The sequence below is a fragment of the Pseudomonas sp. G11 genome, from assembly GCF_029457515.1.
Lineage (GTDB): Bacteria > Pseudomonadota > Gammaproteobacteria > Pseudomonadales > Pseudomonadaceae > Aquipseudomonas > Aquipseudomonas gorinensis.
This window is the reverse complement of sequence record NZ_CP120377.1, coordinates 162,833-178,063: the sequence shown is the minus strand read 5'-3', so window position 1 is coordinate 178,063 and position 15,231 is coordinate 162,833. Positions and strand designations below refer to the sequence as shown.

Below are 15,231 nucleotides of genomic sequence, written 5' to 3'. Positions count from 1 at the left end.
GGGCTTGAGAGGGGTGTGGGTCAGGTCCACCAGTAGCGTACGAGGTGAAAGAAGATGGGGGCGGCGAAACACACCGAATCCAGCCGATCCAGCATGCCGCCGTGGCCTTCGATCATATGGCCCCAGTCCTTGACCCCGCGGTCGCGCTTGATTGCCGACATGACGATGCCGCCGGCGAAGCCGAGCAGGTTGATCAGCAGGGCGATCAAAAACGACTGCCATGGGTTGAACGGCGTGGTCCACCACAGTGCCGCGCCGATCAGGGAGGACAGCAAGATCCCGCCGACAAAGCCTTCCACGGTTTTCGACGGTGACAGGTTGGGCGCTATCTTGTGTTTGCCGAACAGCTTCCCGCACACGTACTGCAGCACGTCCGACAATTGCACCACGATCACCAGGTACGCGATCAGCAGCAGGTTACGGCCTTCGTAGCCGGGGATATCGAGGGTCAGCAGGGCGGGCACGAAGGACACGCAGAACACCGCGATCATCAGGCCCCATTGCACCTTCGACGCGCGTTCCAGGAAGTGCGTGCTGTCGCCGCCGAGGGAGGCGAGGATCGGCAGCAGCAGGAACACGTATACCGGGATGAAAATGGAGAACAGGCCGTACCAGTCGGCATAGATCAGCAGGTATTGCAGCGGCAGGGCCAGGTAGAACGCGGCCACCAGGGCCGGGTAGTCGCTGCGCCGGGTGGGGGTGAGGGTCAGGAATTCGCGCAGTGCATAGAACGACACCGCGTAGAACAGCAGGATCACCGCGCCGGTACCCAGCCAGAAGGCAATGCCGATCACGACCACCATCACCCACCAGGCATTGATGCGCGCGTTGAGGTTGTCGATCACCGCATTCGGCGCGCCACGGCTGCGCAGCTTGAGGATCAGGCCGATCAGCGAGGCGAGTACCAGGATCGCGCCGATCCCGCCGAACAACATCAGGGTTTGGCTAGCCATGTCAGGAGTGCTCCGGGGCGAGGGCGAGCAGGGCGTCGCGGGTACGGGCCAGGAACAGCGCCTTGTCTTCGCCTTCCTCCAGTTGCAGCGGTGCACCGAAGTTGGTGGTGCATAGCAGCGGCAGAGGCAGCACACGACCCTTGGGCATGACCCGGTTGAGGTTGGCGATCCACACCGGGATCAACTCAGCCTGTGGGTAACTTTTTGCCAGGTGGTACAAGCCGCTTTTGAACGGCAGCAGGCCGTCTTCCAGGTTGCGCGTGCCTTCGGGAAAGATGATCAGCGAGTCCCCGCCTTCCAGCGCGGTGAGCATGGGTTGCAAGGGGTTATCCACAGGGTCCTTGCGTTCGCGGTCGATCAACACGCCGTTGAATACGCGGTTGATGATGTAGCGGCGCAGTGCGCTTTTGTTCCAATAGTCGCTGCCGGCCACCGGGCGCGTGAATTTGCGCAGGTTCTGCGGCAAAGACGCCCACAGCAACACGAAATCGCCGTGGCTGCTGTGGTTGGCGAAGTAGATGCGTTGCACCGGCACCGGTGCGCAGCCCAGCCACAGGCTACGAGCCCCGGTGACGGTGCGGGCCATCGAGGTAATCAGCGTGGCAACCACGGGTTCGAACATGGGGATTCCTTATCCTGCGAAAGGTAGCCAAGGGCTGGCGAGGATCACGGCCAGGGTCAGCAGCACTTGCGCGCCGAGCAGCCAGGCTTGTTTGCGCAACAGTTTGAGAGCACCACGACGGCGTTCGGTCCAGGGGCGACCGGCGCGTTTGGGCGATTGCAGGCCGAGGGTTTGCAACGCCTGGTCGAGGTCCGGGGTGCGTTCGGTGTCGCGGGCCAGCAGGGCGAACAGGTCGGCGTCGAAGGCTACCCGCAGCGACCAGTACTTTTGCAGCAGGCCGAGGATAATCATCCACAGGCTGAGCAACAGGCAGATGGACGAAATGCTGGCGAGCAGCAGTTGCGCGAGGCCGAACAATACCCCCAGTAATGTCAGGCCTGTGGATAACTGATCCAGCGAACGGCCCCGGCGCAGCAGGCTGGCGACGACTTGGAGTTCCATATCAGCGGGCATGGAGCAGACCCTCCAACGCTTCACGGTGAGTGGGATGCAGGACCACTTGGTCTCGCGCTGTACGAATAATAGCCAGTGCTTCATCCACCGTGGCGGCGCGCCCACTGTGCAGCAGCCAGGCGGCCATGGCGGTGGCGCTGCGCGAGTAACCGAGGGCGCAACACACCAGCAGCGGGCCGCTGGAGCGCAGGCGTTCGATGGCGTGTGCCGCTTGCAGGCATTCGGCGGCGGTTGGGGCGATCAAGTCCAGCACCGGAAGGCATTGATAAGCGCCCTGTGGATTAATCGGCAGTTCGGCACACAGATCGACGATTGCCTGGAATGAAGCCTGCTCGTTCGTGGCAGGAATCCTTCCAAGCCAAACGTTATCCACAATCCGGTCGGGCTGTGGATGCTGACGTGTCCACAGGCGTGAATTGATCCACGCGGCTGCCAGGTAGGGCGCATACAACCAGCGAGCCGCCGGCGTGAGACGGCCATCGGCACGCTTCTGAAAGCCCGCCGCGCCGAGCACACAGTAATTGGCGTTGACCAAGGCCAGGGACACCGCCGGCCACAACAGCCATAGCCACCACCCGCGCAGTACCCAGGCGAGGATCACCAACGTCAGGGCGCCCAGGCCATAGCGCAGACCCAACCGCCAGCGCTTGGGGTCGCGGCTAAGCCGCGCATTCAGCAACGGACTGGGATGTTCCAGCGGCCACAGCCACACACACAGCCAGCCGGCGAGGGCACCTGTGGGTAAGTCAATAAAGTGGTGTTGATAAGTGGTCAGCACTGAAATACCGATCAACCCGAACCAAGCATGCACCACCCAGCGCCACACGCCCTGGGCATGGCGCTGGTACATGAGCCACAGGATCACCAGCAGCGCGATATGCAGCGAGGGTGCCTGGTTGAACGGTTTGTCGAAACCCGCCAGCACGGCAAACAGCCAGCCAAACACGCCGTCCAGTTCCGGCCGCTCGAAGGTGAAGCGCAGTGGCCAGATCAAGAAGCAGCTCACGGCGATGACCTGGGCACTGAGCAGGCGCAGCGCATGTTGCTTCAGTTCATGGCGGGTACTGGGCAGCAGCAGTGAGAAGCCGTAGAGCAGGTCGATGGACCAGTAGGGCACGATGGTCCACGCCCAGAATGGCATATGGGTTTCCCAGCCGAACACCAGTGTGCCGACGTCGCTGCGCTGGCTGGTGACCCAGGTGGCGAAACCATAGGTGCTGAAAAACAGCGGCGCCAAGAGCAGCAGCCACAGGACGGCTGGCTTTAACAGGCCGGGTTCGCGCATGTTCAGATCTTCTGTGCCAGGGACACGGTAAAGATGCCCCACTCATCCACACGCTGGGTGATTTTGCGGAAACCGGCGGCCTCCACCAGTTGGTCCATTTCCGCCTGGCTGCGACGACGCATCACCCAGGCCTGGCCTTGGCGATGGCTGGTCAGTGCGCGGGCAATCAACTCCAACTGCGGGTGCCATGGCTGGCCGGTGTAGACCAGGTAGCCGCCGGGTTCCACTGCGTCAGCCAGGCCGGCCAGCGAACCGCCGACCATGGCGTTATCGGCGAACAATTCATACAGCCCGGAGACCACGGCCAGCGTCGGCTTGGGCGCCAGCGCGGCCAGGTCAGCGCGGTCGAACGCATCGCCTTTGACGAACTGCGCAATCTCCCCCAAGCCTTTCTCCCGAATCAGCGCGCTACCGTCGCGCACGTTGATGTCGCTGTAGTCGCGCAGCAGGATCGATTCCGGCAGCGGCGACACGCCTTGCAACGCTTCAAGGATGTAGCGGCCGTGGCCGGCGGCGATGTCGACAATGCGTACTTCACGCTGTTCATCCCGCAGCTTGGCCATGGCCAGGCGCAGCAGTTCTTCGACGTTCAGCTTGCGCTGGCGAATACCGCGCCAGCCGATGGAGTTGAGGTAATTGGTGTCGATCATCCGACCCAGCGCGCCTTTGCCGGTGGGCGTGTTGCGGTACACGTAGTCCAGGGTGCTGCCGGAGTCGAACCCGGTGTCGAAGCCCAGCTTTACGCCATCCGACAGGTTCTTGCCCAGGCCCATGCTGGCGCGGGTCATGCGCCAGTACAGGTCGCGCAGGGAGTTGCGCGGCAGTGGCGCGGCAAGGGCTTCGGACTCGGCGCAGGTGGCACCCAGCTTGTCGGCGTCCAGCAGAGAAGCGCGGTCCAGCGGCTGGGTGAAGTTTTGCAGGATAAAGCGCCTGGCGCTGCTTACGGCCACGGCGCGGTTACGTTCGCCGAGGGTGTCGTGGAAAAAGCCGGGGAGGATATGCAGTTCTTTTTTCAGGCTGCCCAGGCGATCGAAAAACTGCTGCTGGGGTTTGCGGTGCACCACGAAGTCGGAGCCGGAGATCAGCAACTGGGTGGGGACCTGGATCGCCTGGGCATCGGCTACAACCCGGTCGGCCGCTTCGTACAAGCCCAGCAGCACATTCACCGAAATCGCCTTGGTGATCAGCGGGTCGCTGTCGTAGGACGCCACGCGCTCCGGATCATGGCTGAGGAACTTGGCCTTGACGTAGCTGTTGACGAAAAAGTTGCCGCGAAACTTGCGCATCAGTGCCAGGCCGGGGCGGGCGAAAGGCACGTACAGCTTGACCTTGAACGCCGGGGAGGCCAGCACCAGGGCACGGATTTTAGGGGCGTAGTCGTGGACCCAGGTGGCGGCGATCACGGCGCCGACGCTTTGGGCGATCACGGCGACATTTTCTTCCTCGATACCGTGGGTGGCGCCGACATGGTCGCAGAAGGTCTGCACGTCGCGGGCGCTGGTGGCGAAGCTGGGGCTGTCGCCGCGTGCGCCAGGCGATTGGCCGTGGCCACGGGCGTCCCAGGCAAAGAAGTCGAACTGCGGCAGGTTCAGTTCATCGACCAGGTGGGCGATGCGCCCCGAATGCTCGTGACCGCGATGGAACAGCAGGATCGCTTTGCGTGGCTCGCCGTCCGCGGGGGCGGTGGCCGGCCAGTGCCGGTAGAAAAGCTCGACGCCATCATGGGTAGCGAAGGTGTGTTCTTGCTGTTCGCGCATCGCAAAATCCTTATGCAGAAGGGGAGATGGAGTGTTCTTCTTTGAGACCCTGGCGCACCCGGTTGACCAAGGTGTAGGCGAGCAGGGCGGCGACCAGCCACATCACCGCATCGACCCAACCGGCGCCAAGCCAGCCCAGCGCCACACCCATGGCCAGTACGCCAAGGACGAACGCCCGATCACTCTTGCCCATTGGCCCGTCATAACGCCGTGATGCGCCAATCATCGGTCCCAGCACACCCGCGTATTCGCTGAACACCGCAAGCAAGGTCACCAGCAGTACGGGCACCAGGCTGACGCCGGGGATCAGCGCAAAGGGCAGGATCAGCGCGCTGTCGGCGATCACGTCGCACAGTTCATTGAGGTAGGCACCCAGGCGCGACTGCTGGCCGAATTCCCGCGCGAGCATGCCGTCGATGGCGTTGAGGGCCATGCGCAGGATCATCCACAGCGGGATCAGTGCAAACAGCCAAAGGTGCTGGGCGAAGCCAGCGATCAGCAGACCGACCAGCAAGGAAACGACGCCGGCCAGTACGGTGATCTGGTTGGCGGTGGTGCCGTTGTCGTAGAGGCGCTGCACGAGGGGGCGCAGCAGGTTTTGAAAACGCGGTTTGAGCTGATAGATCGAAATCATGGGAGGTGACGCTTCCTTGTCCGTGAGCCCGCGAAAAACTGGTTTGGAGTGTGCCGATTATTCGTGGCCTGTACCAGTGATGGCTTGTGTTTATGGGGGGTTAGTCACGATCTGGAAAGCACGCAAGAGCAAATGTGCGAGGTGCTTGCCCCCGATAGCGGTCTGTCAGTTGATGCCGGTGTTGGCTGATCCACTGTCATCGGGGGCAAGCCCCCTCCCACAGGGGATCTGTGGGCGGCTTGAAAAGGGGTGTTTATCGAACAAAAATTTCACTATCCGTGTTATATCGTAACGAATTGTGTACGAGCGGGCGTTGAGTGGATGCAACTGGATCTAGAAGCTGAAGGCGCCTCGGTAGAAGGCTTGCCGCGTTTTCAGCAAGGGCTGTTCCATGCCCGTCGATTGAGACAAGCCGGTATCAGCCTGACCCTGCTGGCTATCAGTGGCTGGGTATTGGCGCTGTTTGTCGCGCTGTTTGCGCCGCTGTCGATCTGGCCGGTGGTGTTGATCAACTGCGCGTCGGCCCTGCTGGTGCTGGTGGCCGGCTTGCAGTCGGCGTGGTGGGTGGCCGATTGGCGCGCCCAGGCGCTGGAAGGGACCATCGTCGAGCTGATCGAGCCACCTGTTGAGCCTGCCGCCTGGCACCGCGACCTGATCAATCGATTCGGCAGCGGGCTGCTTGCCCAGATCGGCGCGCCCGTGTTGTGGCTCGTCGGTTGGTCGCTGCTGGCGCTGGTCAGCGTCCTCGAGTTCTGGAACCTGGCCTTGCCTGCGGCGGCGGTTAGTCAGTCTGCCAGCATCGGCGCGGCGCTGGCGCTGGCATTGGCCTTCGGCTTGCTGGTGTTCGAGCGCCGCCTGGCTCAGGAAACCGCTGCGCAGTGGCCGGAAGCCGCGCAGTTGGTGCAGCTCAGTCGAGTCGCGATCATCTGCCTGGTGGTCAGTGCGATTTGCCTGTTGTTCGCGGGTGCCGAAGCGGTCTGGCCATTGCGCTTGGCCACGCTGATCGGGCTGTTGCCGGCGCTGGTGGCGCTGGAGTTTCTGTTACGCGGCGTACTCTCGTTGTTCAGCCCACGGCAGCCGCGCCTGGAACCGCGCCTGATGGCGCAGAGCTTTATCGCCGGGTTGCTGCGCTGGCCGCCACAACCCTTGCAGGCGCTGCAGCACGAATTGCACAACCGCTTCGGCATCGACCTGCGCCAGATCTGGGCGTTTACCTACATGCGCCGGGCGTTCCTGCCAGTATTGCTGGTGGTGTTGGCCGTAGGCTGGGCACTGACCGGCGTACACGAAGTGCCCCTGCAAGGCCGTGGGATTTATGAGCGCTTCGGCAAACCCGTGGAGGTCTTCGGCCCTGGCCTGCATGCCGGCTTGCCCTGGCCGCTGGGCCGCGTGTTGAGTGTGGAGAACGGTGTGGTGCATGAGCTGGCGACCAGCATCAGCGAGGCGGCCACGCCGGAGCTTGCCGCCGCCGAAGGCCCTGCGCCGTTGATTGCCAACCGCTTGTGGGACGCCAGCCATGTCAATGACAAATCCCAGGTGATCGCCAGCAGCAGCGGCGACAAGCAGAGCTTCCAGATCGTCAATATGGACGTGCGTTTCGTCTACCGTATCGGCCTGACCGACCAGGCCGCGCTGGCCGCCACCTATAACAGCGCCGATGTGCCGACCCTGATCCGCAGCACCGCCAGCCGCATCCTCGTGCATGACTTCGCTTCACGCACCCTCGATGAATTGCTTGGCGAACAACGCACCCGCTTGGCCGACGAAATCGGCCATGCCGTACAAGCCGACCTGCAAACGCTCGACAGCGGGGTGGAAATCTTGGCGACCGTGGTGGAGGCGATCCACCCGCCGGCCGGTGCCGCCAATGCCTACCACGGCGTGCAAGCGGCACAGATCGGCGCCCAGGCCCTGATTTCCCGTGAGCGCGGCGCTGCCAGCGAACAAACCAACCAGGCGTTGTTGCAAGCCAGCACCGCCCGCGACCAGGCATTGGCCATTGCCCGTGAAGTGAGTGCCGGCGCCCAGGCGGCAGACCTGCGTTTTAGCGCCGAACAGAAGGCCTACGCCACGGCCGGCCGGGCCTTTGTGCTGGAACAGTACCTCGGCCAACTCAGCCAGGGCCTGGCCCACGCCAAACTGTTGATTCTGGATCATCGCCTGGGCGCCAACAGTGCGCCGACGATCGATCTGCGTTCTTTTACCTTGCCGGCCGATCCCTCGGTACCGCGTAAAGCCGTTCAATAAGGAGTCTGTCTGTTGAGCGCTCATTCTCACGATCATGGTCACCACCACGGCCACCATCATCACCATCATGGTGATGAACAACCCGCCGGCCCATTCCCTTGGCGCCGCATGGCCTGGGCCGTATTGCTGGTGCTGTTTGCGGTCGCTGCCGCCAGCCTGGTGCAGGTGCGGTCGGGCGAGGCCACGGTGATTACCCGTTTCGGCAACCCATCGAGAGTGCTGCTGGAGCCGGGCCTGGGCTGGCGCTGGCCGGCACCGTTCGAAGCGGCGATCCCGGTTGACCTGCGCTTGCGCACCACTTCCAGCGGTTTGCAGGATGTGGGCACCCGCGACGGCCTGCGCATTATCGTGCAGGCCTATGTGGCATGGCAGGTACAAGGCGATGCCGACAATGTGCAGCGCTTTATGCGTGCAGTGCAGAACCAACCGGATGAAGCGGCGCGGCAGATTCGCACCTTTGTCGGTTCGGCACTGGAAACCACGGCGGCCAGCTTCGACCTGTCCAGCCTGATCAATACGGATGCCAGCCAGGTGCGCATCGCCGAATTCGAGGCGCAGTTGCGCCAGCAGATCGATCAACAATTGCTGACCACCTATGGCGTACGCGTGGCACAGGTGGGTATTGAGCGGCTGACCTTGCCGTCGGTGACCCTCACTGCCACCGTCGACCGCATGCGCGCCGAGCGTGAAACCATCGCCACTGAACGCACCGCCGTGGGCAAGCGTGAAGCGGCGCAGATTCGCTCCGCTGCCGAGCGCGATGCGCGGATCGTGCAGGCTGACGCCACGGTAAAAGCTGCCGATATCGAAGCCCAATCGCGGGTCGAAGCCGCGCAGATTTATGGTCGTGCCTACGCCGGCAACCCGCAGTTGTATAACTTGCTGCGCTCCCTGGATACCTTGGGCACCGTGGTCACCCCGGGTACCAAGATCATCCTGCGCACTGACGCCGCGCCATTTCGCGTCTTGGTGGACGGGCCGAAGGACGTTCAACCATGACTGAGCGTGACAGCCCGGACAGCCCCTGGATCCAGGCCGGCCGCCTGACGTTCCTGGCGCTGTACGCGGTGACTGTGTTGGCGGCGCTGGCCTGGGCATTTTCCAATGTGCGCCAGATCGACCCCCAGAACCGCGCCGTGGTCTTGCACTTCGGCGCACTGGATCGAATCCAGAACGCCGGGCTATTGCTGGCGTGGCCGCAACCCTTCGAGCAAGTGGTGCTGTTGCCGGCGGCAGACCGTGTGATCGAACGCCGCGTCGAGAACCTGCTGCGCTCCGATGCGGCGGTACAGGCCGACCGCGTGGCCAGTTTCGCCACGCCGTTGAGCGATGCACTGGCCGGCTCCGGCTACCTGCTGACCGGCGATGCCGGCGTGGTGCAGCTGGATGTGCGGGTGTTCTATAAGGTCACCGAACCCTACGCGTTTGTGTTGCAGGGCGAGCATGTACTGCCGGCCCTGGATCGCCTGGTGACCCGCAGTGCCGTGGCACTGACCGCCGCCCGTGACCTCGACACGATCCTGGTGGCGCGCCCCGAACTGATCGGTACCGACAACGGCGCCGCCGAGCGCCGTGAACGGCTGCGCGGGGACCTGGTGCAGGGCATCAATAAACGCTTGGCCGAGTTGGCCGCCAGCGGTCTGGGCCTGGGTATCGAAGTGACCCGTGTCGATGTGCAATCGAGCCTGCCGAGCCCGGCGGTGAATGCGTTCAATGCGGTACTCACTGCCAGCCAGCAGGCTGACAAAGCGGTGGCCAATGCGCGTACCGACGCGGAAAAGCTCACCCAAACCGCCAACCAGCAAGCCGACCGCATGGTGCAAGTCGCCCATGCCCAGGCCAGTGAGCGCCTGGCCAATGCCCAGGCGCAAACCGCCACTGTCGCAAGCCTGGCCCAGGTCAAAGACCCCGGCCTGCTGCTGCGACTGTACCGCGAGCGCTTGCCGAAGATCCTCGGCCAGGCCGGCTCAGTAACCACGGTCGATCCCAAAGACGACTCCCGCTTGATCATCCAGGGAGCCGACCAATGAGCGCACCTATGCTGACTTCCGCCGAGCAGCGCAGCGCCGCCCGGCAATTGACCCTGGCCATGCTCGCCTTGGGTTTGCTGGTGCTGGGCCTGGTGTGGCGCTGGCTGGCGCCGGACCAGCAGGGGGTGAGCCAGTTGTTGCTGGGTGTCGCTTCGCTGCTGGTGGCCGTGCCGGTGATGCGTTCGGCCTGGTACAGCCTGCGGTTTCCCAGCCTGCATGGCATCACCGACCAACTGATCGCCCTGGCCATGCTCGGCGCCTGGGCGACGGGCGATCTGCTGACCGCCGCGCTGCTGCCGATCATCATGATCTTTGGCCATGTGCTGGAAGAGCGCAGCGTGATCGGCTCCCAGGAAGCGATCCATGCCTTGGGCAAGCTGACCCGCAGCCATGCGCGCCGGGTGCAGGCTGACGGGAGCATCATTGAAGTGGACAACGGCACGCTGAACACCGGCGATATTGTCGAAGTGCGTGCGGGTGACCGGGTACCGGCGGATGGGGTGGTGTTATCTGGCCAGGCGAGCCTGGACACGGCGCCGATCACCGGTGAGTCGGTGCCGCTGGAGGCCAGTGTCGGCATGCAGGTGTTTGGTGGGGCGATCAACCTCGACGGCTTGCTGCGCCTGCAAGTGACCCGCACCGGTAATGAATCGACCCTGGGCAAGGTCATCGCCCTGATGCAGAACGCCGAGCGTTCCAAGCCACCGATCACGCGGCTGCTGGAGCGCTATGCCGGCAGCTATATGGTGTTGGTGCTGTTGCTGGCGGCGGTCACCTGGTTTGTCACCAACGACGCCCAGGCGATGCTCGCGGTGCTGGTGGCGGCATGCCCGTGTGCGCTGGTGCTGTCGGCGCCGGCCACGGCAATTGCCGGGATTGCCGTGGCGGCACGGCATGGGATTCTGATTCGCAGTTCAGCCTTCCTGGAAGAGTTGGCGGACCTGACTTCGTTGGTGGTCGACAAGACCGGCACCCTGACCTTTGGCACCCTGCGTTTGCAGTCGATCGAAACCAGCGTGTCGGACCGCCAGGGGTTGCTGAACCTTGCCGCCAGCCTCGGCTCGGCCAGCAGTCACCCGGTCAGTCGGGCGTTGGCGGGGTTGGCGATCCAGGCGCAATTGTTGGTGCTGACTGATATCCGCGAACGCCAGGGCCTGGGCGTCGTGGCACAGACCGAGCAGGGTGAAGCCGCGTTGGGGCGCCCGGAGTTGTTCGAACAATTGGGTATTGCCACCACGACCGTGCCGAACCACGACGGCCCGATTGCCGGGCTGGCGCTGAACGGGCGATTCCTCGCCTGGTTGCTGCTGGCTGACAGCGTCAAGCCGGAAGCCCGCCAGGCCCTGCAAGAGCTGCGGGAGCTGGGCCTGGGCCGGCAATTGCTGCTCACCGGCGACCGCCAGAGCGTGGCCGACAGCCTGGCCCTGGACGTCGGCATCAGTGATGTCGAAGCCCAGGCACTGCCGGAAGACAAGCTCAATCGCGTGTTGGGGGAGATCAGCAGCGGCTTCCGGCCGATGGTGGTGGGTGATGGGATCAACGACTCCCTGGCACTCAAGGCCGGCGTGGTCGGCGTCGCCATGGGCGCGGGTGGGGCGGATATCGCACTCGCGTCGGCGGATGTGGTGTTGATCGGCAGCGACCTGCGCCGGTTGGGCACCTGTGTGCGCTTGAGTCGCCAGTGCCGCAAGACATTGCAGGTCAATGTGATCATCGGGCTGGGTTGGACGTTGGCCATCGTGGTGTTTGCCGCATTCGGTTGGCTGGGGGCCGCGGGGGCAATGATTGCGGCGGTGCTGCACAACCTCAGCACCTTGCTGGTGCTGGGTAACGCCGGGCGTTTGCTGCGTTTCCAGGAGCCGCTGTTGAAGCTCGACGAATAATTCCGAGGAATTTTTGCAAGCGGCTGTAACGCCGATAGGGGGCCTCACTCTAGTGGTGTGTCGAGACTGAGCAATCCGTTCAGACCGACTCCACTACTGATTGATGAGGACTACACAATGAACATCAAACAAGCCGTTTCCGGTGCTGCCCTGGCGATCGCTGCCGCTTCCATGTTTGCCGGTGTCGCCACCCAGGCGCAGGCCGCAGACGCGGCGGTTCATTGCTACGGCGTGACTTCCTGCAAAGGCATGAACGACTGCAAGACCGCTGAAAACGCCTGCAAAGGCCAGGCGGTGTGCAAGGGCCACGGCTTCAAGGCCATGACCAAGGCTGAGTGCGACAAGGCTGGTGGCAAGGTCGGCGAGTAAGCGCAAGCCGAGTGCACCCGCAGCGGGTATTTCGACCGCTGCGGACACCTTTCCAGGAGTCCATGATGGCCAGCTCTTTCCCCTCCCTGGGTTACGGCCTGGGTTTACGCAACGAATACTATGAACAGATCCTTGAGCAATCCCCTGCGGTGGATTGGTTCGAAGTGATCTCCGAGAATTATCTGGTGCAGGGCGGCAAAGCCTTGTACTACCTGGACGCAATCGCCGAGCGCTACCCCCTGGTGATGCACGGCGTGTCCCTGTCCATCGGTGGCCCCCATGCCCTCGATACCGATTACCTCCAGCACATCAAGCAGCTCGCCGAGCGTATCCAGCCAGCGTGGATTTCCGACCATCTGTGCTGGAGCCGCGGCAACGCGCATCAGCTGCATGACCTGCTGCCGCTGCCTTACACCGAAGAAAGCCTTTACTACGTCGCCAACCGTATCCGCCAGGTGCAAGACGTGTTGCAGCGCCCGCTGGTGCTGGAGAATGTCTCCAGCTATGTGCGTTCCAAGCTGGATGAATTCACCGAGTGGGAATTCCTCAACGCCCTGTCCCATCTGTCGGGCTGCCAGCTTTTGCTGGACGTCAACAATGTGTATGTCAGCGCCCGTAACCACGGTTTCGACGCCTGGACCTTCATTCTCAACCTGCCGCCCGAGAGCATTCGGCAGTTGCATCTGGCCGGGCATAGGGACTACGGCGACTATGTGGTCGATACCCATGACCAGCCGGTGTGCGATCCGGTATGGGCGCTGTATCAACGGACGCTGGAGCACCTGGGGCCGGTCTCGACACTGTTGGAGCGTGACGATCATTTCCCGCCCTTCGAAGAGCTGCTGACCGAGTTGAGCAAGGCCCGCGAACTGGGCGCCACCGCGTTGGCCAGGAGGTCGCGATGCGCCTGATCGATTGGCAGATGGCCTTCGAACAGCACCTGTTATCGGACACCTCGACTGCCGACAGCGGCTTTGCCGCGACCTTGCTCGGCGGGCCCACTTTGGATGTGGACACCGGCCTGGCGATTTACCACAACGCCTATCTGGAACGGTTGCGGGATGTCCTGCGGCATGACTTCGGCGCCATCTGGTATTGGTTGGGGGATGATGAGTTTGCGCGGCTGGCCGAAGCCTATGTACGTCGTTATCCCTCGGCTCATTACAGCCTGCGCTGGCTGGGTGAGCGGTTTCCCGCGTTTATCCTTGAGCACCTGGTGGCTGCACAAAGTGCGCCGCTGGCTGAGCTGGCGCGCCTGGAGTGGGCGTTTACCCTGGCCTTCGATGCGCCGTTGGGGCAGCCGTTGACCCTGGACGCCATGGCGTCGTTGCCGCCTGACGAGTGGCCTGGGCTTAAGGTTCAGTTGGCGCCGACCGTGCAACAACTGCTCTGTCGCTTCAACACGGTGGCGATCTGGCGTGCGAGCAAGGATCAATCGGAATTCCCCGGCAGCCAGGCGCTGGAGCCGGCGCAAATCTGCCTGGTATGGCGTCATCAGCAAATCTGCCATTACCGCAGCATGGACTCGGAGCAAATCTGTGCGTTGGCCGGAATGGTGACCACCGGTTGGAGTTTTTCAGAACTGTGTGCGCAGTTGCTAGTCACTTATGGAGAGGGCGCACCACTGCAAGCGGTCACGTGGCTGAAACAGTGGGTCCAGGACGGTTTGCTCGAACGCCGAGCCCCATAGAAGGCTGCTATTAAATCGATAGCCTCCTACTTTGTCTTCGGATGGTCTACCCTCATTCCAGACGTCTGAAACAAGGGGGGACTACTCATGCTCGCGCAACTTCCACCGGCCTTACAGAATCTTCAGCTACCGCTGCGTCTTCGACTCTGGGATGGCCATGAATTCAACTTGGGCCCTGAGCCCAGTGTGACCATCGTGGTGAAGGACCCCACGGTTGTGTCCAAGCTTAGCCATCCAACGCTCGACTCACTGGGCGAGGCCTTCGTCGAGGGCAAATTGGAGCTGGAAGGCTCCATCACCGAAGTGATCCGGGTTTGTGACGAATTGAGTCACGCCCTGGTCGATGACGACGCAGGGAATCGTCCGGTGCGCTCGATCCACGACAAGGCCACTGACGCAGCGGCGATTTCCTACCATTACGACCTGTCCAACGAGTTCTACCAGCTTTGGTTGGACCAGGACATGGCCTATTCCTGCGCATATTTCGAAACCGGCAGCGAATCCATCGACCAGGCCCAACAAGACAAATTTCGCCATCTGTGCCGCAAGCTGCGGCTGCAGCCGGGGGACTATCTGCTCGACGTCGGCTGTGGTTGGGGCGGGCTGGCGCGTTATGCGGCGCGGGAGTTCGGGGCCAAGGTGTTTGGTATCACCTTGAGCAAGGCCCAACTGGCCTTGGCTAAAGAGCGGGTAAAAGCCGAGGGCCTGGAAGATCAGGTCGACCTGCAGTTGCTCGACTACCGTGACCTGCCCCAGGATGGCCGTTTCGACAAAGTGGTGAGCGTGGGCATGTTCGAGCACGTCGGCCACGCCAACCTGGCGCAATACTGCAAGACCCTGTTTGGCGCGGTGCGTGAAGGCGGCCTGGTGATGAACCACGGTATTACCGCCAAACATACCGATGGTCGTCCCGTAGGCCGTGGCGCCGGGGATTTTATCGAGCGCTACGTATTTCCCAACGGCGAACTGCCGCACCTGGCGATGATGACCGCAGAGATCAGCGAAGCCGGGCTGGAAGTGGTTGATGTGGAAAGCCTGCGCCTGCACTACGCCCGCACCCTGGACCATTGGAGCGAACGCCTGGAGGATAACCTGGAAGCGGCGGCGAAGATGGTGCCGGAGCAAGCGTTGCGTATTTGGCGGTTGTACCTGGCGGGGTGCGCGTATGCGTTTGCACGGGGCTGGATCAACTTGCACCAGATCCTGGCGGTGAAACCTCACGCGGATGGCAGCCATGAACTGCCGTGGACGCGGGAAGATATCTACCGCTGATCACGATGACGAAAGCACTAAAGAACTAAAGGTGGG

14 protein-coding genes are annotated in these 15,231 nt (G+C 62.9%); 8 read left to right on the top strand and 6 right to left on the bottom strand.

The window, feature by feature from the left end; all coding sequences use genetic code 11:
- Positions 1-20: 20 nt before the first annotated feature.
- From P2T68_RS00790 to P2T68_RS00765, 6 genes are read right to left on the bottom strand one after another with little or no spacing between them, the layout of a single operon-like run.
- Positions 21-953 (bottom strand): phosphatidate cytidylyltransferase, encoded by a 933-nt coding sequence (locus tag P2T68_RS00790; protein ID WP_024078218.1) that lies wholly within the window; start codon positions 951-953, stop codon positions 21-23.
- A gap of 1 nt (position 954) precedes the next feature.
- Complete coding sequence (locus P2T68_RS00785) at positions 955-1,575, bottom strand: lysophospholipid acyltransferase family protein (protein WP_277378909.1); 621 nt, start codon at positions 1,573-1,575, stop codon at positions 955-957.
- Positions 1,576-1,584: 9 nt separating this feature from the next.
- Positions 1,585-2,028: a hypothetical protein gene (locus P2T68_RS00780; protein WP_024078216.1), complete on the bottom strand. Its 444-nt coding sequence runs from the start codon at positions 2,026-2,028 to the stop codon at positions 1,585-1,587.
- Complete coding sequence (locus P2T68_RS00775; protein ID WP_277378908.1) at positions 2,018-3,313, bottom strand: phosphatase PAP2/dual specificity phosphatase family protein; 1,296 nt, start codon at positions 3,311-3,313, stop codon at positions 2,018-2,020. The genes P2T68_RS00780 and P2T68_RS00775 overlap by 11 nt, the downstream gene beginning before the upstream one ends.
- A gap of 2 nt (positions 3,314-3,315) precedes the next feature.
- Positions 3,316-5,070 carry a bifunctional alpha/beta hydrolase/class I SAM-dependent methyltransferase gene (locus tag P2T68_RS00770; RefSeq protein ID WP_024078214.1) on the bottom strand — a complete coding sequence of 585 codons (1,755 nt, stop codon included), beginning with the start codon at positions 5,068-5,070 and terminating at the stop codon, positions 3,316-3,318.
- A 10-nt stretch (positions 5,071-5,080) separates the two neighbouring features.
- Positions 5,081-5,704, bottom strand: a complete 624-nt coding sequence (locus P2T68_RS00765; protein WP_102623570.1) for a CDP-alcohol phosphatidyltransferase family protein — start codon at positions 5,702-5,704, stop codon at positions 5,081-5,083.
- A 321-nt stretch (positions 5,705-6,025) separates the two neighbouring features.
- On the opposite strand from P2T68_RS00765, the gene P2T68_RS00760 reads away from it, so the two are divergent.
- The 8 genes from P2T68_RS00760 to cfaB all read left to right on the top strand — a co-directional run bounded on the left by P2T68_RS00760 (position 6,026) and on the right by cfaB (position 15,195).
- Positions 6,026-7,951, top strand: coding sequence for a protease modulator HflK (locus tag P2T68_RS00760; RefSeq protein WP_024078212.1), 1,926 nt, complete (start codon positions 6,026-6,028; stop codon positions 7,949-7,951).
- A gap of 9 nt (positions 7,952-7,960) precedes the next feature.
- Entirely contained in the window at positions 7,961-8,950 is a 990-nt protein-coding gene (locus tag P2T68_RS00755) for a protease modulator HflC (protein WP_162163627.1), read from the top strand.
- Positions 8,947-9,981: a protease modulator HflK gene (locus tag P2T68_RS00750; protein ID WP_024078210.1), complete on the top strand. Its 1,035-nt coding sequence runs from the start codon at positions 8,947-8,949 to the stop codon at positions 9,979-9,981. Before P2T68_RS00755 ends, P2T68_RS00750 begins: the two co-directional genes overlap by 4 nt.
- Complete coding sequence (locus P2T68_RS00745) at positions 9,978-11,864, top strand: cation-translocating P-type ATPase (protein ID WP_102623572.1); 1,887 nt, start codon at positions 9,978-9,980, stop codon at positions 11,862-11,864. Before P2T68_RS00750 ends, P2T68_RS00745 begins: the two co-directional genes overlap by 4 nt.
- A 117-nt stretch (positions 11,865-11,981) precedes the next feature.
- Positions 11,982-12,233 carry a membrane protein gene (locus tag P2T68_RS00740; RefSeq protein ID WP_024078208.1) on the top strand — a complete coding sequence of 84 codons (252 nt, stop codon included), beginning with the start codon at positions 11,982-11,984 and terminating at the stop codon, positions 12,231-12,233.
- Positions 12,234-12,298: 65 nt separating this feature from the next.
- On the top strand, positions 12,299-13,144 hold the full coding sequence (locus tag P2T68_RS00735) for a DUF692 domain-containing protein (RefSeq protein ID WP_069077319.1): 846 nt from the start codon (positions 12,299-12,301) through the stop codon (positions 13,142-13,144).
- Positions 13,135-13,923 carry a DNA-binding domain-containing protein gene (locus tag P2T68_RS00730; RefSeq protein ID WP_277378907.1) on the top strand — a complete coding sequence of 263 codons (789 nt, stop codon included), beginning with the start codon at positions 13,135-13,137 and terminating at the stop codon, positions 13,921-13,923. The genes P2T68_RS00735 and P2T68_RS00730 overlap by 10 nt, the downstream gene beginning before the upstream one ends.
- 87 nt (positions 13,924-14,010) lie before the next feature.
- Positions 14,011-15,195: a C17 cyclopropane fatty acid synthase CfaB gene (cfaB, locus tag P2T68_RS00725; RefSeq protein ID WP_168232992.1), complete on the top strand. Its 1,185-nt coding sequence runs from the start codon at positions 14,011-14,013 to the stop codon at positions 15,193-15,195.
- Positions 15,196-15,231: the final 36 nt, after the last annotated feature.